17 protein-coding genes, 5 tRNA genes and 1 pseudogene are annotated in these 17,537 nt (G+C 55.9%); 3 read left to right on the forward strand and 20 right to left on the reverse strand.

Features of this window, described 5'->3' with window-relative positions:
- Positions 1–2: 2 nt before the first annotated feature.
- The 18 genes from DBR30_RS00620 to ruvA all read right to left on the reverse strand — a co-directional run bounded on the left by DBR30_RS00620 (position 3) and on the right by ruvA (position 12,116).
- Positions 3–78 (reverse strand) — tRNA-Lys (locus DBR30_RS00620).
- 36 nt (positions 79–114) lie between these two features.
- Positions 115–190: transfer RNA gene (locus tag DBR30_RS00625), tRNA-Val, on the reverse strand.
- 17 nt (positions 191–207) lie between these two features.
- Positions 208–283 (reverse strand) — tRNA-Lys (locus DBR30_RS00630).
- A 22-nt stretch (positions 284–305) separates the two neighbouring features.
- Positions 306–381: transfer RNA gene (locus tag DBR30_RS00635), tRNA-Val, on the reverse strand.
- Positions 382–412: 31 nt separating this feature from the next.
- Positions 413–488 (reverse strand) — tRNA-Lys (locus DBR30_RS00640).
- Between the two features lie 174 nt (positions 489–662).
- Positions 663–1,463: a tol-pal system protein YbgF gene (gene ybgF, locus DBR30_RS00645; protein ID WP_064339412.1), complete on the reverse strand. Its 801-nt coding sequence runs from the start codon at positions 1,461–1,463 to the stop codon at positions 663–665.
- A gap of 158 nt (positions 1,464–1,621) precedes the next feature.
- The gene (pal, locus tag DBR30_RS00650) at positions 1,622–2,146 is read right to left on the reverse strand and encodes a peptidoglycan-associated lipoprotein Pal (RefSeq protein ID WP_005313284.1); all 525 of its coding nucleotides are present in this window, start codon (positions 2,144–2,146) and stop codon (positions 1,622–1,624) included.
- Positions 2,147–2,195: 49 nt separating this feature from the next.
- Positions 2,196–3,521: a Tol-Pal system beta propeller repeat protein TolB gene (gene tolB / locus DBR30_RS00655; RefSeq protein WP_005335728.1), complete on the reverse strand. Its 1,326-nt coding sequence runs from the start codon at positions 3,519–3,521 to the stop codon at positions 2,196–2,198.
- Positions 3,522–3,616: 95 nt separating this feature from the next.
- Positions 3,617–4,771, reverse strand: coding sequence for a cell envelope integrity protein TolA (gene tolA, locus DBR30_RS00660; protein ID WP_108539631.1), 1,155 nt, complete (start codon positions 4,769–4,771; stop codon positions 3,617–3,619).
- Positions 4,772–4,776: 5 nt separating this feature from the next.
- A complete protein-coding gene (tolR, locus tag DBR30_RS00665; protein ID WP_005354757.1) occupies positions 4,777–5,223 on the reverse strand; it encodes a protein TolR in 447 nt (148 codons plus the stop codon).
- Positions 5,223–5,912 carry a protein TolQ gene (gene tolQ / locus DBR30_RS00670; protein ID WP_005335735.1) on the reverse strand — a complete coding sequence of 230 codons (690 nt, stop codon included), beginning with the start codon at positions 5,910–5,912 and terminating at the stop codon, positions 5,223–5,225. Before tolQ ends, tolR begins: the two co-directional genes overlap by 1 nt.
- Positions 5,902–6,309 carry a tol-pal system-associated acyl-CoA thioesterase gene (gene ybgC / locus DBR30_RS00675; protein ID WP_005335737.1) on the reverse strand — a complete coding sequence of 136 codons (408 nt, stop codon included), beginning with the start codon at positions 6,307–6,309 and terminating at the stop codon, positions 5,902–5,904. The genes tolQ and ybgC overlap by 11 nt, the downstream gene beginning before the upstream one ends.
- Before the next feature lie 105 nt (positions 6,310–6,414).
- A complete protein-coding gene (locus DBR30_RS00680) occupies positions 6,415–6,726 on the reverse strand; it encodes a cyd operon YbgE family protein (protein ID WP_041202810.1) in 312 nt (103 codons plus the stop codon).
- The gene (gene cydX, locus DBR30_RS00685) at positions 6,713–6,829 is read right to left on the reverse strand and encodes a cytochrome bd-I oxidase subunit CydX (protein ID WP_005304933.1); all 117 of its coding nucleotides are present in this window, start codon (positions 6,827–6,829) and stop codon (positions 6,713–6,715) included. Before cydX ends, DBR30_RS00680 begins: the two co-directional genes overlap by 14 nt.
- A 14-nt stretch (positions 6,830–6,843) precedes the next feature.
- Entirely contained in the window at positions 6,844–7,980 is a 1,137-nt protein-coding gene (gene cydB, locus DBR30_RS00690; protein ID WP_005335741.1) for a cytochrome d ubiquinol oxidase subunit II, read from the reverse strand.
- Positions 7,981–7,991: 11 nt separating this feature from the next.
- Complete coding sequence (locus tag DBR30_RS00695) at positions 7,992–9,548, reverse strand: cytochrome ubiquinol oxidase subunit I (protein ID WP_108539634.1); 1,557 nt, start codon at positions 9,546–9,548, stop codon at positions 7,992–7,994.
- A gap of 934 nt (positions 9,549–10,482) precedes the next feature.
- Positions 10,483–11,493, reverse strand: coding sequence for a Holliday junction branch migration DNA helicase RuvB (gene ruvB / locus DBR30_RS00700; protein WP_005335744.1), 1,011 nt, complete (start codon positions 11,491–11,493; stop codon positions 10,483–10,485).
- Between the two features lie 8 nt (positions 11,494–11,501).
- Entirely contained in the window at positions 11,502–12,116 is a 615-nt protein-coding gene (ruvA, locus tag DBR30_RS00705) for a Holliday junction branch migration protein RuvA (RefSeq protein ID WP_005335746.1), read from the reverse strand.
- Between the two features lie 260 nt (positions 12,117–12,376).
- Between ruvA and DBR30_RS00710 the strand changes: the two genes are divergently transcribed.
- Complete coding sequence (locus DBR30_RS00710; RefSeq protein WP_108588148.1) at positions 12,377–14,386, forward strand: methyl-accepting chemotaxis protein; 2,010 nt, start codon at positions 12,377–12,379, stop codon at positions 14,384–14,386.
- Between the two features lie 81 nt (positions 14,387–14,467).
- On the opposite strand, the gene lysE is transcribed toward DBR30_RS00710, so the two are convergent.
- Both lysE and DBR30_RS00720 read right to left on the reverse strand, forming a co-directional pair.
- Positions 14,468–15,076: an L-lysine exporter gene (gene lysE, locus DBR30_RS00715; RefSeq protein ID WP_108541268.1), complete on the reverse strand. Its 609-nt coding sequence runs from the start codon at positions 15,074–15,076 to the stop codon at positions 14,468–14,470.
- A 196-nt stretch (positions 15,077–15,272) separates the two neighbouring features.
- Entirely contained in the window at positions 15,273–16,049 is a 777-nt protein-coding gene (locus DBR30_RS00720) for a LuxR family transcriptional regulator (protein ID WP_108541265.1), read from the reverse strand.
- 62 nt (positions 16,050–16,111) lie between these two features.
- Here DBR30_RS00720 and DBR30_RS00725 point away from each other — a divergent pair, with 62 nt between their 5' ends.
- Positions 16,112–16,750: an acyl-homoserine-lactone synthase gene (locus tag DBR30_RS00725; RefSeq protein WP_021231751.1), complete on the forward strand. Its 639-nt coding sequence runs from the start codon at positions 16,112–16,114 to the stop codon at positions 16,748–16,750.
- A gap of 209 nt (positions 16,751–16,959) precedes the next feature.
- A pseudogene (locus tag DBR30_RS21460) lies at positions 16,960–17,475 on the forward strand (ArgP/LysG family DNA-binding transcriptional regulator); the annotation flags it as partial.
- Between the last annotated feature and the right edge of the window lie 62 nt (positions 17,476–17,537).

Below are 17,537 nucleotides of genomic sequence, written 5' to 3' on the forward strand. Positions count from 1 at the left end.
GATGGTGGGTCGTGCTGGATTCGAACCAGCGACCAATTGATTAAAAGTCAACTGCTCTACCGACTGAGCTAACGACCCATCTAAATCATTTTTTTAAACTTTTTACTGCAAATATGGTGGTCGTTACTGGGATCGAACCAGTGACCCCCTCCTTGTAAGGGAGGTGCTCTCCCAGCTGAGCTAAACGACCTGGGATTCTTGAAATGATGGTGGGTCGTGCTGGATTCGAACCAGCGACCAATTGATTAAAAGTCAACTGCTCTACCGACTGAGCTAACGACCCATCTAAATCATTTTTTACAAACTGGTGGTCGTTACTGGGATCGAACCAGTGACCCCCTCCTTGTAAGGGAGGTGCTCTCCCAGCTGAGCTAAACGACCTGGGAATTCTGTCTCCACCGAGTGGAGAAAATGGTGGGTCGTGCTGGATTCGAACCAGCGACCAATTGATTAAAAGTCAACTGCTCTACCGACTGAGCTAACGACCCTCACCACGACCAGTTCCGACTGCATTACTGCTTCGGCTCTGACGGCGGCCTATATTACGGATTTAAATTTCCGGTGCAACAGAAAATTCGTAATTTAAATCCGTTTGCTCACTGTGCGTACAAATGCAGGCTGTTTTTACAGTAGCGTTACGAAAACAGTGACATACAGCAATGTTACAGCTTGGCCAGACTCTGTTTGGCCAACTGGGCTGGCGAGGTGTTGGGATAGCCCTTGATCACCTGCTCATAGAAGGATTTGGCTTCCGCCTTCTTGCCATCCAGCTGCGCCAGCATACCCAGCTTCAGCAGCGCATCGGCTCGCTTGGGGGATTTGCTGTATTTGTTGGCCACGGTCGAAAACTGGGCCGAGGCACCGGCTCTGTCACCCTTGTTGAACAGCAACTGGCCGAGCCAGTAGTGTGCATTGGGAACATAGCCCGAATTGGGGTACTGCTTGATGAAGCCCTGGAAAGCCGGAATGGCTTTGTCGTAGTTCTTCTCTTTGAGCACCATGTTGACCGCTGCGTCGTAGGCCTGGTTCTCATCCTGATTGGTTGAGTAATTGGCGGCAGCAGCCGGTGTGGCAGCAGCAGGGGCCGGGGCGGCTGGAGCAGCCTGCTGGCTGCTGGCAACCTTGTCGAGCTCCTGGTAGAGCTGACGCTGGCGCTCTTGCGACTGTTCCATCTGGTAGGTCTGCTGCTCCAGCTGACCACGCAGCTCGGAAACCTCCCCTTGCAGGGAGTCGACCTGTTGCTGCAATTCAGCTTGCAGTCGCAGACGGGCATTGAGGGTGCGCTCCAGCAGGGCAACCCGATCTTCCAGGCTACCGGTGGGCACGATGGCGCCGTTGTTGCCGCTAAGGACAACCCCACCACTTGAGTCACCGCCCAGATCGCTGACCGGTGCCGCAGCTTGCGCATTCAGAGCAACCATTACGGCCAGCGCAACGACAGCTTGCTTGTACACAGATTTCATTCGGATCAAACCTTAGCGTTTAGTACAGATAAAACGGCCAGCGCCATCGTCGCTCGCATATACAGATTTCATTCGGATCAAACCTTGGCGTTTAGTGCAAATAAAACGGCCATCGAAATGGCCGCTTGCATATAAACGAACTTCGTTCGGTTTAAACCTTAGTAAACCAGAACCGCGCGGCGGTTTTTGGCAAAGGCATCCTCGGTGTGGGACAGATCCAGCGGCTTCTCTTCGCCATAGCTGACGATGGAGAGCTGCTCAGCCTGCACACCCAGGGTTTGCAGATACTTGGCAACAGCCTTGGCACGACGCTCGCCCAAGGCGATGTTGTACTCCGGAGTACCGCGCTCATCGGCGTGACCTTCGATCAGGACTTTCACGCTCGGGCGCTCGCGCAGGTAGCTGGCGTGGGCATCCAGCAGATCAGCGTACTGACCCTGAATATCGTAACCGTCGAACGGGAAGTAGATCACGTTGTCACGCTGCAGTGCTTCGAACTTCTGACGCATCTGCTCTTCCGGGGACAACATGCCGTTGGCGCCGCCGGTTTGTACACCGCCCATGCCGTCGGTCATACCTGATTCAGCGCCAGCGGCGTCGGAATCAGAAGAAGAACTACAAGCGGCCAGGGTGAACAGTGGCAGTGCGATGGCCAAACCCTTGAGCAGTTTATTGAGTTGCATGCTATTTCCTTAAACCTTTATAACAAAACAAAAAACAATTGGATTTTTATCAATTCAAGAAGGGCGACCAAGCTGGTGCACGAATTTCACCGCTACTGGTCGGAAGCACAGCCTTGAAGCGACCATCAGTCGACACCAATGCGAGACTCTTACGACCCTGATAGATGGTGGCATAAATGATCATGCTGCCATTGGGAGCCACACTTGGCGACTCATCCAGAGCACTCTGGGTAAGGACCAACAGGGCATTGTTTTCCATGTCCTGACGGGCAATACGATACTGTCCCTGAACACGGGTCACCATCACCATGATTTTGCCATCAGGAGTGATGGATGCACCCTGGTTGGATTCACCTTCCCAAGTCATCCGGCGAGTCATACCAGTCGCCAAATTTACGCTATAAATCTGGGGTTTGCCACCACGTTCAGAGGTGAACAACAAATTTTGCCCATCCGGCATCCAGGAGGGTTCAGTGTCGATCACACGGCTGGTAGTGACGCGGGTCAGCTGCTTGCTAGCGACATCAACCACATAGAGGTTCGGTGAACCATCTTTGGAGAGAACGATAGCCAGACGACGACCATCCGGAGACCACTCCGGCGCCCCGTTGATACCGCGGAAACTGGTGATCAGGCTGCGCTGCTGAGTGTAGATATCCTGCACATAGATTTCGGACTTCTGGTTCTCGAAGCTCACATAAGCCAGCTTGCTGCCATCCGGCGACCAGGCCGGAGACATCAAGGGCTCGCGGGAGCGCAGCAGGGTCTTCTCGTTGTAACCGTCGTAATCAGAAATACGCAGCTGGTAAGGGAACTGGGTACCCTGCTGTACGGAGACGTAAGCCAGACGGGTCAGGAAGGCACCGCGCTCGCCAGTCAGACGCTCATAGACGATATCTGAGATACGGTGGGCAAACTGGCGCATCTGGGCACCCGGGATGGTCGCCATACGGCTATCCAGGATGTAACCGTTGCTCTCGCCACCTTGCGCCTTGGCCAGCTGGCCTTTCAGCACATCGACCAGCTCGAAGTTAACCTTGTAAGTGCCGTCACCGACTGCCGAAATGGAACCCACCACCACGGCTTCAACCCCTTGGGAGGCCCAGGGAGCGAAGTTGATCTCGCTGCTGCTGCTCGGGGTTTGCGGCATCTGGCCACGGGCCAGCGGCTTGAACTTGCCGCTACGCATCAGGTCGTTGGAGACCACTTCCGCGATGTCCTGCGGCAACTGTCCGTTGCCTTCCCACTTGAAGGGAGCAACGGCGATGGGGCGTGCGCTATCAATACCGCCGGTGATGACGATGTCCAAGGCCGCCTGGGCACTCTGGCCCAGCAACAAACAGCCAACCAAAGCAAAAAATACTTTTCTGATCATGGCTTAAATACTCGGTTCCAATATAGATGAGAGGTTAAATTCCTTTCTCGGCGAGAGGTTGCCAACCGGAGGCAAGCAACCTCGTTTTATCACGCTTAGATACTCGGTTCTAACTTCAGGTTAAATTCCTTCAACATCTCGAATGCCGCAGGATCCTTGGGCACAGGCAGTTGATTGGCTTTCAGAACAGCCGCCTTACCGGAACGACAAACCGCCGGGTCACCCTGGCCGTTATCTACCGATATGACAAAGCCACTGCTCGCAAGACGTACGCCGATAGTACATGTTTTGCCCCGCATGGTGGGATCCAAAATCATATACCGCTCAACAGTGGCCTTGATGAGCGCCGCATATTTGTCGACTTCGCCCTGGGCTGCAGCCGATGCCGCCTGACTGCGGGCATTGGCCTCAGCCGACAGCTGCTGCTGCATCATCTCTTCCATCTCTTTTTGCAGCTTGGCCTGCTCGGCGGCTTTACGCTTGCGCTCAGCCGCGATCTTGGCCTGCTTTTCGGCCTCTGCCTTGGCTTTCTTCTCTGCGTCAGCTTTTGCCTTTTTCTCAGCCTCAGCCTTGGCCTTCTTCTCGGCCTCGGCTTTGGCCTTCTTCTCGGCCTCGGCTTTGGCTTTTTTCTCTGCTTCTGCCTTGGCTTTCTTCTCGGCTTCGGCTTTGGCCTTCTTGTCAGCTTCCGCTTTCTTGGCCTTGGCTTCTGCCGCCTTGGCCTTCTCTTCGGCCTCTTTCTTCTCTTGTTCCTTTTTCTTCTTCAGCGCCAACGCCTTGCTCTCGGCTTCCGCCGCTTTACGCTCGGCTTCGGCCTTCTTGGCCTTCTGCTCTTCCAGCTTGCGGGCTTCCTCGGCTTTTTGGGCCTTCTCTTCCGCCTGCTTCTGCTCGGCAACCTTCTTCTGCTTCTCGGCCTCGGCCTTGCGAGTCGCCTCTTCGGCCTGCTTGCGCTTGGTCTCGGCGATGCGAAGCTGCTCCTGTTTCTGAGCCAGCTCGCGCTTGGCGAGATCCGTGTCTTCCTTATCCTTCTCTTTCTCTACCTTTTGAGGCTTGGGCTGAGATTTCTGCTGCTGGATCTGCTTGGCCTGTTCGTTGAGGAAGTTCTCATCGAGCATGACAGCTTGGATGACTCCCTGCGATTCGGGTCGTTTCGGTTTGCTGAAATCGAGCCCGACAAACAGGATGATGCCGATGATCAGGTGCAGCAGAAACGACGCGATGAGATAACCGGAAATACCACGCTTCACATCCATCTCCGTTAGTTCACCGGATCTGTCATCAGGCCAACCTGAGGCACACCCGCTTTCTTGAGGGCCACCATCAACAGGATCACCTCTTCGTAGCGCACGGCCTTGTCACCCGCGACCACCACGGGGGCATTCTGGTTGATCGCCAGATAGCCCATGGCTTTTTCGGTGATGTATTGTTGCATCGCCTCTGGCGTGCCACTTGGCACCGGCTCGTCATCGGCTTCGCCAGCCTTGATGACATACTCGCCTTCGGTATTGACGCTGACGATGAAGGGCGGCTTGGCATCTTCCGGCAACTGCTCGGACTCAGCCTGTGGCAGATCCACCTTGACCCCTTGCGTGATCACCGGCGTGACCGCCATAAAGATGATAAGCAGCACCAGCATGACGTCGATATAGGGAACCACGTTGATCTCGGCCACCTTCTTGCGCCGGATCCGCTGATAGGTTTGCATTACTGATCACCCTGCTGCTGTGCAATTTGACGGTTCAGAATGGTAGTGAACTCGTCCATGAAGTTGGCGTAGGCGTTCTCCAGCCGCTCGACCTTGTTGGAGAAGCGGTTGTAGAAGATAACCGCCGGGATAGCGGCAAACAGACCCATGGCGGTAGCGATCAGCGCTTCCGCGATACCCGGAGCCACCATCTGCAGGGTGGCCTGCTGCACCTGACCCAGGGCGATAAAGGCGTTCATGATCCCCCATACGGTACCGAACAGACCGATATAGGGGCTGATGGAGCCGATGGTCGCCAGCACCGGCAGATTGGATTCCAGATCATCCACCGCGCGGGAGAGGGAGACGCGCATGGCGCGGTAGGTACCATCCATCACCGCATCCTGACCACGGGCACCGGCCTTGAGCAAGCGGGCATACTCCTTGAAGCCGGAGTAGAAGATATCTTCCATGCCTTCGATATCATCGCGGCGGGAAGAGGACTCCTGATAGAGGCGATTGAGATCGACCCCTGACCAGAAGCGATCTTCAAACTGTTCCGATGCGAGATTGGCCGCCTTGATCGCCTTTGAACGCTGGATAATCAGCGCCCACGAGACAATAGACATGCTCATCAGGGTCATCATGACCAGTTTTACCAACAGGCTGGCTTGCCAAAACAGGCCAATAAACGAAATTTCAGCGTGCACTTAACAGCACTCCCTTGATTTTTTCAGGTATAGCTACAGGTTTCATTTGCGGATGACTGACACAGGCTATCTGTACCATGGCCTGGGTGATCAGTCGTCCATCAGCCGCCAGGATCTGCTGCGAAAAGCGCAGGGATGCGCGTTTCACTTCAATCACTTGCGTTAATACATTCAATAGTTCATTAAAACGGGCCGCCGAGCGGAAATCGATCTCAGTTCGGCTCACCACGAAGGCATATCCCTCCTGCAGCCAGACGTCCTGTTCGACCCCTTTGGCACGAAGAAACTCGGTGCGAGCACGTTCCATAAACTTGAGATAATTGGCGTTGTAGACGATGCCCCCGGCGTCGGTGTCTTCGTAGTAGACACGCACCGGAAACTCAAAGACTTCCCCCATAACAATCTGTGATCCATTCGACAGTCAGATGGGGGGCTATCATAGCGCAGGGCTGAATAGGAAAGAAGCAGGGGGAGACAGGGAAATCCTGCCTCCCCCCGTTTTTTATGAAAGGAAATATGAATGTGTCAGCCAGAGGCCATACAACAAACTGGGCCAGGCGAGCCAGGGGTTGAACAGCACACGTCCGGGCAGGCTTTTCAGATGAAAGCCAAGCCCGTTAAGTACGCCACAACAGACGGCCCACATCAGCCAGGGAGCAAGCCAGAGACCATGCTCGCTGGTGTTGGCCGCGATCAGATTGGGGGCCTGTAAAATAGCGACGGCCAACAAGGCCGCCGCGAGTAACATCAACCCCTGCCACGGCTGCCGCTCCAGTGGAGCGGCCAGCCTGGCGAGTCGATCACTTGTTTTCATCGATCTGACGATCCATGTTCTCGGTGTGTTCCAGCCACAGCGCATTGATGATGCCAAATGCACAGGCCAGCAACAGTCCCAGGATCCAGGTGAAATACCACATTGTCAGCGCACCTCTTAATAGAGAGATTGTTGGTTATCTTCGATGTGCTTGTTGGTTACCCGGCCAAACATCTTGATGTAAGTCCAGATGGTGTAACCCAGCACAATCGGTACGAAGATCGCTGCAGCCACAGTCATCACCTGCAAGGTGTTGAAAGAGGCGGTAGCATCCCACATGGTCAGGCTCAGTGACGGCTCAAGGCTTGAGGGCATCACGAACGGGAACATGGAGAAACCGGCAGTGAGGATGACCCCGGCAATCGCCAGCGAGGAGCTGGTAAACGCCAGCCAGCCGATGTTCATGCGGGCAAACAGCGCAGTCAGCAGGCTCATGGCCAGGCCCAGTACAGGGGCAGCCACCATCCACGGATAGAGGGTGTAGTTGTTCATCCAGGCACCAGCCTGCAGGACAACTTCCTTGTTCATCGGGTTGGATACCGCGTCAGTCGCGGCAGCTTTGACGATGACATACCCTTCCATACCGCTTACCCACCAACCCGCGGCAGCAAACAGCACCAAGGTAAGCAGTGAGCAGATCATGGCAGCCGTGCGGGAACGCGCCAGCACTTCACCGTCGGTCTTCATCATCAACCAGGTTGCGCCCTGGGTGAGCAGCATGAACAGGCTCACCAGACCAGCCAGAATGCCGAACGGGTTAAGCAGGCCAAAGAAGTTGCCGTGATAGGTCAACATCATGAACTGGTTAAACTCGAACGGAACGCCTTGCAGCAGGTTGCCAAAGGCTACGCCAAAGACGATGGGCGGCACGGCACTACCGGCGAACAAGGCCCAGTCCCAGTTGCTGCGCCATTTGGCATCAGCACGCAGGGAGCGGTACTTGAAACCGACCGGACGCAGGAACAGCGCCATCAGAGTCAGGATCATGGCGATGTAGAAGCCGGAGAAGGTTGCGGCATACACCATCGGCCAGGCGGCGAACAAGGCGCCACCGGCAGTGACCAGCCAAACCTGGTTACCTTCCCAGTGCGGCCCCATGGTGTTGAGCATCACGCGGCGCTCGACATCTTTCTTGCCGACGAACGGGAGCAGTGCGCCTACCCCCATGTCGAAGCCGTCAGTGATGGCAAAACCGATCAGCAGTACGCCGACCAGAGCCCACCAGATGACACGCAGAGTTTCGTAATCAAACATGGTCGCTCTCCTTATGCCTTGATCTGTTCAAAGTGATACTTGCCAGTCTTCAGGCTGCTGGGGCCAAGACGGGCATACTTGAACATCAGGTACATCTCGATAACCAGAAGTACGGTATAGAACAGGCAGATACCGATCAGAGAGAACCAGATCTCGGCTGCAGGCAGGTTGGATGCAGAGAGGGAAGTCGGCAACACCTCTGCAATGGTCCACGGTTGGCGGCCATACTCAGCGACAAACCAGCCAGCTTCGATCGCGATCCACGGCAGCGGGATACCCCACAGCAGACCCTTGAGCAGCCACTTGCGCTTGCCGATCTGGTGACGGGCACTGTCATAGAAGGCTATACCAATCAGCACCAGCATCAGCATGCCGACGGCAACCATGATGCGGAAGGCGAAGAACAGCGGCAGAACCTGCGGGATGGAGTCATCCACGGCGGCCTTAATCTGCTCATCGGTAGCATCGGTCACGTTGCTGGTGTAGCGCTTGAGCAGCAGACCGTAGCCAAGATCCTGCTTCACTTCGTCGAAACGAGCGCGGGTCTCGTCAGACTTGTCACCGGATTGCAACTTGGTCAGCAGGTCGTAAGCGGTCATACCGTTGCGGACGCGCAGTTCGTGCTCGCTCTTCAGATCCTTCAGACCGGTTACCTGACCGTCCAGAGAACGGGTCGCGATAATGCCCAGTGCATAGGGGATCTTGATGGCGTAGTCGGTGCGCATCTCTTCCTGATTCGGAATACCGAACAAGGTAAAGGCGGCCGGAGCAGGTTCAGTCTCCCACTCAGCTTCGATAGCGGCCAGTTTCACCTTCTGCACTTCACCGGTCTCGTAACCGGATTCGTCACCGAGGATCAGCACGGACACGATGGAAGCCATACCGAACGCAGCAGCAATGGCGAAGGAGCGACGGGCAAACGCCACATCACGATTCTTCAGCAGGTAGTAGGAGGAGATACCCAGCACAAACATGGCGCCACAGGTATAACCAGCCGCCACAGTGTGGACGAACTTGACCTGGGCAACCGGGTTGAGCACCACGTCAGCGAAGCTCATCATCTCCATCCGCATGGATTCGAAATTGAACTCGGCACCGACCGGGTTCTGCATCCAGCCGTTGGCGACCAGGATCCAGAGGGCGGAGAGATTGGTACCCAGCGCCATCAACCAGGTGGCAGCCAGATGCTGATGCTTGCTCAGACGATCCCAACCAAAGAAGAACATACCGACGAAGGTGGACTCCAGGAAGAAGGCCATCAGCCCTTCGATAGCCAGCGGGGCCCCGAAGATATCGCCGACATAATGGGAGTAGTAAGCCCAGTTCGTCCCGAACTGGAACTCCATGGCCAGACCTGTGGTGACCCCCAAGGCAAAGTTGATACCAAACAACTTACCCCAGAATTTGGTCATGTCCCGGTAGATGGTGTTGTTGGTCATCACATAGACGGATTCCATGATCGCCAGGAGAAAGGCCATTCCCAGCGTCAGGGGTACAAACAAAAAGTGATAAAGGGCCGTCGCAGCGAACTGGAACCGCGATAGGTCTACCACATGCTCAGCAATCATGATGTTTCCTCACCGATTATTGGCACGGCTATTTTAAGTTTTAAGCACAAAGCTTCCGTTGGAGGTTATCGAATGAGCCTTATTGGGACGTGTCACAACAAAACGCGTTCAGTAACCACTGGCATTAACAACAAGGCAATACGAGAACACAAATAAAGCTAATGTTTAACAATTCCAAAACAATCAGCCTGAATTTATTCTCGCCCATGATGACCGGGTTTTTATATCACCTTTATTTGATTGAAATCAATGTAAAAGGACCCGCAATACATGGCTTTGAAAGGCATTTTTAATCTATTTCACGATTATTGACGCGAGCCAGATCACAAAACACGATAAAGCGTAAAACATTGATTTAAATCAATTTAAGAATTTAACATCCCGCCACTCGGTTTAATTTGAAAAGCGTGAATGACGCGCCTTTTTCCATGTTATCCGAGTCAGGCAATCTGATTCGAAAACTCAATTTAAAATTGCAAAGAATGCATACTCATGCGAACCAATTTCATCAACAAAGACATTAGATAAACTAATTTGAAGAGTGCAATTTTTCTTGTTTGCCGGGGTCGATTCGAACTCCTACAATGCGCCTCGCAGTGAGGGCATACCCTTGGATACAGGCCGGTTAATCCGGGTTCACGGTACGTATTCGACGATCAATTTGAACCTGTCTATTGGAATCGAAGATGAAAAAGTTTGTTGCTAAAACCATCCGTTACTACAAGCTTTCCTTTGTTCAGCTCTATCAACTGAACCGACTCTGAGAGCTCGCGACGGCTCACCTGTTTATTTTCCGGTCTGTGTCCAGACGCACTCACTGTCTGTGAACATCCATCCTGAATTGTCTTTGCCCACCGCATCCGCCGTGGGCTTTTTTTTGCCCGGATAATAAAAAACCGCCTTTGACGGCGGTTTCATGTTCAAACGACTGTTTTTACTTCTCATCTGGTCGCTGAAGACCGAAATGAGCGTAGGCTCGTGTGGTCGCAATCCGTCCTCTGGGTGTACGTTGCAGATACCCTTGCTGGATCAGATAAGGCTCCAGCACATCTTCGATAGTATCTTTCTCTTCCCCGATCGCGGCGGCCAGATTATCGAGACCCACCGGGCCCCCCATAAACTTGTCTATGACAGCCAACAATAACTTGCGGTCCATGAAGTCGAAGCCTTCATTATCGACATCCAGCATGTCCATGGCGCGAGCAGCAATGGGGCCGTCGATCCGGCCATCGGATTTCACCTGGGCAAAGTCGCGCACCCGCCTTAACAAACGGTTAGCAATCCGCGGCGTGCCGCGAGAGCGACGGGCGACCTCAATGGCACCATCTTCCGTCATGTCTAGCCCCAGACAACGGGCACTGCGGGAGACGATATCGGTCAGGTCCTTGACGTTGTAGAACTCCAGCCGCTGGACGATACCGAAGCGATCCCGCAGCGGGCTGGTGAGTGAACCAGCCCGAGTGGTGGCGCCAATCAGGGTGAAGGGAGGCAGATCCAGCTTGATGGAGCGAGCTGCGGGTCCCTCCCCGATCATGATGTCGAGCTGGTAATCCTCCATCGCCGGATAGAGCACCTCTTCCACCACCGGGCTGAGGCGATGGATCTCGTCGATGAACAGCACATCGTTCGGTTCGAGGTTGGTGAGCAGCGCCGCCAGATCCCCCGCTTTCTCCAGCACCGGGCCGGAGGTGGTCTTGATATTGACCCCCATCTCGTTGGCGACGATGTTGGCGAGGGTTGTCTTGCCCAGACCCGGCGGGCCGAAGATCAGCAGGTGATCGAGCGCTTCTCCCCGCTGACGGGCCGCTTCGATAAAGATCTCCATCTGCTCGCAGACGGTATCCTGACCGGTGTAGTCAGCCAGCTTCTTGGGGCGGATAGCCCGGTCAATAATGTCATCCTCACGGGCAGCACTGGCCGAAATGAGGCGGTCTGCTTCAATCATCAACTACCTCATACCAGGCTACGCAGGGATTCACGGATGATATCTTCCACCGACATCCCCTCTTTGGCGATCTTGCTGACAATCTGACTCGCCTGCTGCGGCTTGTAACCGAGGGCCACCAGCGCACTGGCCGCCTCCTCGGTCACATCCGGTGCCCGCAATTCGGGCTCACTGGCTGGCAGGGTGACCATGGCCGGGGAGAAGAGGTCGTGACTGACCCACCCCTTGAGGCGATCCTTCATCTCCACCACCAGCCGCTCGGCGGTCTTCTTGCCGACTCCCGGCAGTTTGACCAAAGAGCTTATCTCTTCACGTTCGACACTCAGCACAAACTGGGTAGCTGTCATGCCGGAGAGAATAGCCAGCGCCAGCTTGGGGCCGACTCCGTTGGTCTTGATCAGCTCGCGGAACAGTGCCCGCTCCTGTTTGTGGTTGAAACCATAGAGCAACTGGGCATCTTCCCGCACCACGAAGTGAGTATGGATGGTCGCTTCCTTGCCGATCTCCGGCAAATCATAGAAGCAGCTCATCGGCATCTGCACCTCATAGCCAACCCCGCCCACTTCCAGCAGGACCTCGGGGGGCTGCTTTTCAATGACAATGCCTCTCAAGCGACCAATCACGGCTCTCTCCTCACCAATACAACTATTCGTAAATTGGCTCATAGCATAAAGAATAACTGGATAAGTATCCAGCATAGGGCAGCAACACCCTTGTGGTCAGAGAGGCTTTTTATCCAATTTTCCACCATGCTTGATCGGGTGCAGCCAGTGCACGGGATGTTTCAGCGCCGCACCGGCCCCCGAGCGGGGGATAAACCACTACACTAAACCCGTTCGGAACCGAAACTGGTGCCAATGTCGATACCAAGGAAGGCCATCACATGAAAATTGTTACCACCGCCAATCTGGGTCTTGCCATATTGCTCGGCTGTACGCTGGGCATGGGGGTCGTTGGCTGGTATGGCAGCCAGCGGCTAGCCAATCTGCTCTCCTACGTACTGGGCGCCGCCTGGCAGACCGCCGACGGTGCCATGGAGGGCTCCATAGAGCTGGGCAATCAACAGCTACAGATTCAGAAGATGCAAAACGGCACCCCGCTCAATCGCGCCGAACTCGATGCAGCCAAGGCGGCGACAGATGACGCGCTGGCCCGGGTCAGCCAGGGGCAGCTCATTGATGGTGCAGCCCTTGCCACCATGGAACAGCACAAGCAGGACTATCAACAGCAACAAGAGAAGCTGCTGGCGCTCTATCACGCCTATACCGAGGTGGATCAGGCCCTGCATCACAACGCCGACCTGATGGCCCGCCTCTCGACCCAGCTGGAGGTGATCGGCGATGGCGCGGTCGAGGCGCTGACCCAATCCCCCGACCAGACCATCAGTTGGAACAGCGGCCTCTCCACCCGTTGGGAAGCGGCCGACGGGGGGATGGAATCCAACATAGGCTTTTTGCGCCAACTCTATGCGCTGGAGAAGATGCGCAGACAAGGAGTCACAGAGGCGATCAAGGCCGAGTTGAAAGAGGCGACCGATTTCTACCACGAAGCGATCGACAGCATGCTCGGCACCGGGCTGTTCGATATCGAGGGAACCGGGGAATTTGCCGGCAAGACACTGTCGGCAGAGTATCGCGCCCTGTTGGCCCGGCATCAGCAACTGATGGGACAGTGGGTCGATGCGCTCGGCAGCTATCAGGCCCAGCAGTCCGCCTATGAGGTCAGTGCCGATGAGCTGCGACAACAGCTGGTTGCCATCGAGGAGAGCGGCGATGCCACCGTCGAGGATCAGGTGGCCCAGCTCAACGGCATCATCAGCCAGACCCGAACCCTGCTGCTGGGTGGCCTGTTGCTGAGCCTGATCATGGTCACCCTCTGCGGCTTCTGGCTGACCCGCAAACTGGTAACCCCACTGCTGCAAGTAGACAAACGAATGCAGGATATCGCCGCCGGCGAGGGAGACCTCAACGCCCGCATCAACCTGCAACGGGATGACGAGATAGGCTCGCTGGCCAACAGCGTGGATCGTTTCATCGAGAAACTGCAGAAGATGATCAGCTCCACCATGGACAACAACCAGCACATCAGCGAGCACGTTCACACCTCGGTCAACCGGGTGGAGGCAATCAGCCAGAGCAGCCGCCAGACCGCCGAACATGCGCTGGCCCTGCACCACGACAGTGAACAGATGGTGCAAGTCGCCACAGGTATCTCGGACAACTGCAGCATGGCGGCCCACAATGCCAACGAGGTGCGCCAGCTGACCACCGAGAGCAGCCAGTATGTCGCCTCCGCCAGCGCGGGCATGCAACGGGTGGTACAGGAGGTGAGCGAGTGTGCCATCGCCATCAACTCCCTCAAGGAGCAGGCGGGTCAGATTGGCCAGATCATCTCCACCATCAGCGGCATCTCGGAACAGACCAACCTGCTGGCCCTCAATGCGGCCATCGAAGCGGCCCGCGCGGGGGAGATGGGACGTGGCTTTGCGGTGGTTGCGGACGAGGTGCGCACCCTGGCCAATCGCACGGCGACATCAAGCGCCGAAATTAGCCAGGTGATCAGCAGCATTCAGCAGCAGACCGAAACCGCCTATCTGATGATGCAACGCAACCTCAAGACGGTGGAGTCTGGCATGCAGGACTCCGAGAACACCAAGCAGATCCTGTTCAAGGTGGAAGGCGCCATCGACCAGCTGGCCGACATGGTGCAGCAGGTAGCCGTGGCTACCGGGCAACTGTCACACACTCTGAGCCACTCCTCTGACAAGGTCTCCGGCATCAGTCTGCAAGCCAGAACCGGCGAACAGGAGGCGCAGGAGTGTCTGCAACTCGCCTCCTCGCTCCATCAGGCCAGCCTGCTGCAGCAGCGCCTGCTCTCCCAGTTCAGGGTCTGACCCCTTTCAATAGCAAAGATGCCACTCATGTGAGTGGCATCTTTTTGTTACCGGTCGCTCATTCCTGCCGCCTTAACTTCCTCAACGTCCTATGGCCAGTTGAACAGCCAGGCTCAACATGATGATGCCAACCAGCAGATCGATCCCCTGCTGCACCCGGCCGCGGGCCAACCAGGGCGCCAGTGCCGCCGCCCCCAACGCCAGCGAGTAGAACCACACCAACGAGGCCAGCATGGCCCCCGCAGCAAAGGCCGGACGCAGGGACTCGCTCACCTGACTGCCAAGGGAGCCGAGCAGCATCAATGTATCGAGATAGACGTGAGGATTGAGCAGCGTAACTCCCAGCGTCATCGCCAGCACGCTTTTGGCCCCCATCTGCTGAGCAGAATCGGCAACTCCCTCCCCTTTACCGCGCCAGGCACTGAGCAGGGAACGGCCACCAAACCAGCCGAGAAACAGCACACCACCCCAAGTGAGTAGCGCCATGCCGAGGGGGCTGGCGGCCAGCAGATTGGCTCCGCCAAATACGCCGATAGCAATCAGGGTGAGATCGCAGAAACTGCAGAGCGTGGCCGTCAGCAGATGGTGATTGCGATGGATGCCCCGGCTCAGCACAAAGGCATTCTGGGCGCCGATGGGGATGATCATGGCCAGACCGATGGTGAAGCCTTGCAGTGTCGTTGCGAGCATCATGGAGAGCACCGTTCGAAATGATGAATGAGCGGCACTATAGCGATGGCGGTTCCTTCTTAGAAATTCATTGATTTACTAATTGATTCATTTTGCTAATCAGCCGGAGTCACCAAAAGCCCCATCCGAAACCAATAGTCAATAGCAGGATCTGACAATTGAGAGTCCGCCGCTCAGCCCCGAGAATCAACAGGTTCTATTGCATCAGCTTGGGGAAGTTGGTGACAACTACATGCTCAAGATTCGGCAGCAAAATGCCACTGCTAATCCCCTTGGCAATGGCCTGATAACGATTCATAGAGCCAGTTTTGCGAGTGACCTGATTGAGGTGGTAATTCACCGTACGCTCGGTGATCCCCAAAATGCAGGCGATCTCCCCCGATGTTTTCCCCTCACTGGCCCAGAACAGGCATTCGGTCTCACGATCCGTCAGGACGGCTTGTTGATCCGAATCCCTCAGGCGCACAACCCTGATCGCAGCCTCGAAGATGTAATTGGCCATCCAGGAGAGGATCGGCGAGGACTCCAGCAACAGATCGCTCGAGGCCCGTTCGGAGGTGATGAAGGAGAGGATACCGTTCTCCCCGGCTGCGCCGTGCAGAGGGAAGGAGATGCCATTGCGCAATCCGAACTCGGCGGCCAGCCCCATCACGTCCATGGTTCCCTCCTGCAGAAAACTGGCCCGCTCATCGAGGCGGTTCCAGTAAATGGGCAGCGTCTGCTTGCGTGCCAACCGGATCACAGGGTCGCACGCCAGCATGTTGTTATCGGTATAGGTCTGTACCCAGGAGATAGGGCACTGATTAAACAGTACCACTTTGGGTCTTTGCATCGACATCGGAATGATCAGGGTAAAGCCGTAATAGTCATAACCCATATCGACCGTAAAGCGACCGATCAATCCGGCAAGACGGTCACCATCCGTCACCGAAGTGAAATGTTCCAGATACTCAAACAGTTGCTCTTGTTTCATATGCTAGCCCCCCTGGCCAAGCTTCTGATTATAACGGCGAACAGGCAGAGAGAGAGTTCATAATGTTGGTTTTCAAAGGAAAATTGAGAGATCACCCACGAAACGCCGTAGAGAACGAACTCTATCAATTTCGAAATCGCGTCTTTTCCGACCGGCTAGGCTGGGACGTCGAGTCTTACCACGGTTTGGAACGCGACCGCTTTGACACACCAGACACCCATTGGGTGCTGGTCGAAGATGAACAAGGAGTCTGCGCCTGTATCCGTCTGCTCAGTTGCGCCAGCGCCTATATGTTGCCCAGCATTTTTCCCACCGCCCTTGCCGGTGAAAACGCGCCCCGCACTCCCGAGATCTGGGAACTCACTCGTCTGGCTATCGATGCGACCCGCGCTCCGTGCATGACCAATGGTGTCAGCGAGCTGACCTGCGTACTCCTTCGGGAAGCCTATGCGTTTGCTACAGCCAACGGCATCAAAGAGTTTGTTGGTGTAGCCAGCCTGCCCGCAGAACGCATTTTCCGCCGTCTCGGAATCCCTATGGCTCGTCTGGGCCACCGCCAAGCAGTAGATCTCGGTGCAGTGAAAGGTGTCGGCCTGCGCTTTTATCTGGATGAGCGATTTGCTCTGGCGGTCTCGCAGCCGCTTATCGGACACTATCAAACTGCCACCTATCGCTCGCATGAGTTAGCGGCCCAGATATAAAAAATCCCGGGAAAACAGGCCCGGGATAAACATATCGCTGTATCGCTATGACCCCGCAGGGCTGCCCCCTGCGGTCTCTAGCAGTATGCCTTCCTTACAAGACAGACCACCACTGTCAGATATCACAGCGCAACGCCCCTTCCGCCGCCCATTGTTGTCCCCTGCCGAGTGACGTAGAGTCAGCCCTTGGGCAACGGAAGGGGGAGAAGATGAAAGAGCTGGACTACAAACTGCTGCGGGCGCTGGATGCGGTACTGCAGGAGCAGAACTTCGATCGGGCGGCCAAGTCGCTCCATATCACCCAGTCGGCCATCTCCCAGCGGATCAAGCAGCTGGAGCAGCAGTTTGCCGAGCCGCTACTCATTCGCAGCCAACCGCTGCAGGCCACGCCACTCGGCCAAAAACTGCTGGCCCACTATCGGCAGGTACACCAGCTCGAGCTCGAACTGGCGGGGGAGCTGGCTCCCGATGAGCCGCAAGGGCCAATCCGGATCAGCATCGCCGTGAACGCCGACAGCCTGGCCACTTGGTTTTTGCCCGCCATTGCCCCCTTGTTGAAACAGCACCCCATCGAACTCAACCTGCTGGTCGATGACGAGAGCCGCACCCTCGACAAGGTCCGCGAGGGTCAGGCCTTTGGCGCAGTCAGCCTGCATCCCCAACCGCTGGCGGGTTGCTGCGTCGATGAGCTCGGTGAGATGAACTATCTGCTTACCGCCAGCGGTTGGGGATGCAGGCTGACTGCGCCAAAGGCCTGACCCTCGCGGACCTTGTCGAGGGTGCGGCT

This window comes from Aeromonas sp. HMWF017, assembly GCF_003061465.1.
Classification (GTDB): Bacteria; Pseudomonadota; Gammaproteobacteria; order Enterobacterales; family Aeromonadaceae; genus Aeromonas; species Aeromonas veronii.

What these genes read in the sequence shown, in the direction of transcription:
- ybgF (WP_064339412.1), bottom strand. Translation starts at nt 1,463, where the DNA reads ATGAAATCTGTGTACAAGCAAGCTGTCGTTGCGCTGGCCGTAATGGTT.
- pal (WP_005313284.1), bottom strand. Translation starts at nt 2,146, where the DNA reads ATGCAACTCAATAAACTGCTCAAGGGTTTGGCCATCGCACTGCCACTG.
- tolB (WP_005335728.1), bottom strand. Translation starts at nt 3,521, where the DNA reads ATGATCAGAAAAGTATTTTTTGCTTTGGTTGGCTGTTTGTTGCTGGGC.
- tolA (WP_108539631.1), bottom strand. Translation starts at nt 4,771, where the DNA reads ATGGATGTGAAGCGTGGTATTTCCGGTTATCTCATCGCGTCGTTTCTG.
- tolR (WP_005354757.1), bottom strand. Translation starts at nt 5,223, where the DNA reads ATGCAAACCTATCAGCGGATCCGGCGCAAGAAGGTGGCCGAGATCAAC.
- ybgC (WP_005335737.1), bottom strand. Translation starts at nt 6,309, where the DNA reads ATGGGGGAAGTCTTTGAGTTTCCGGTGCGTGTCTACTACGAAGACACC.
- DBR30_RS00680 (WP_041202810.1), bottom strand. Translation starts at nt 6,726, where the DNA reads ATGAAAACAAGTGATCGACTCGCCAGGCTGGCCGCTCCACTGGAGCGG.
- cydX (WP_005304933.1), bottom strand. Translation starts at nt 6,829, where the DNA reads ATGTGGTATTTCACCTGGATCCTGGGACTGTTGCTGGCCTGTGCATTT.
- cydB (WP_005335741.1), bottom strand. Translation starts at nt 7,980, where the DNA reads ATGTTTGATTACGAAACTCTGCGTGTCATCTGGTGGGCTCTGGTCGGC.
- DBR30_RS00695 (WP_108539634.1), bottom strand. Translation starts at nt 9,548, where the DNA reads ATGATTGCTGAGCATGTGGTAGACCTATCGCGGTTCCAGTTCGCTGCG.
- ruvB (WP_005335744.1), bottom strand. Translation starts at nt 11,493, where the DNA reads ATGATTGAAGCAGACCGCCTCATTTCGGCCAGTGCTGCCCGTGAGGAT.
- DBR30_RS00710 (WP_108588148.1), top strand. Translation starts at nt 12,377, where the DNA reads ATGAAAATTGTTACCACCGCCAATCTGGGTCTTGCCATATTGCTCGGC.
- lysE (WP_108541268.1), bottom strand. Translation starts at nt 15,076, where the DNA reads ATGCTCGCAACGACACTGCAAGGCTTCACCATCGGTCTGGCCATGATC.
- DBR30_RS00720 (WP_108541265.1), bottom strand. Translation starts at nt 16,049, where the DNA reads ATGAAACAAGAGCAACTGTTTGAGTATCTGGAACATTTCACTTCGGTG.
- DBR30_RS00725 (WP_021231751.1), top strand. Translation starts at nt 16,112, where the DNA reads ATGTTGGTTTTCAAAGGAAAATTGAGAGATCACCCACGAAACGCCGTA.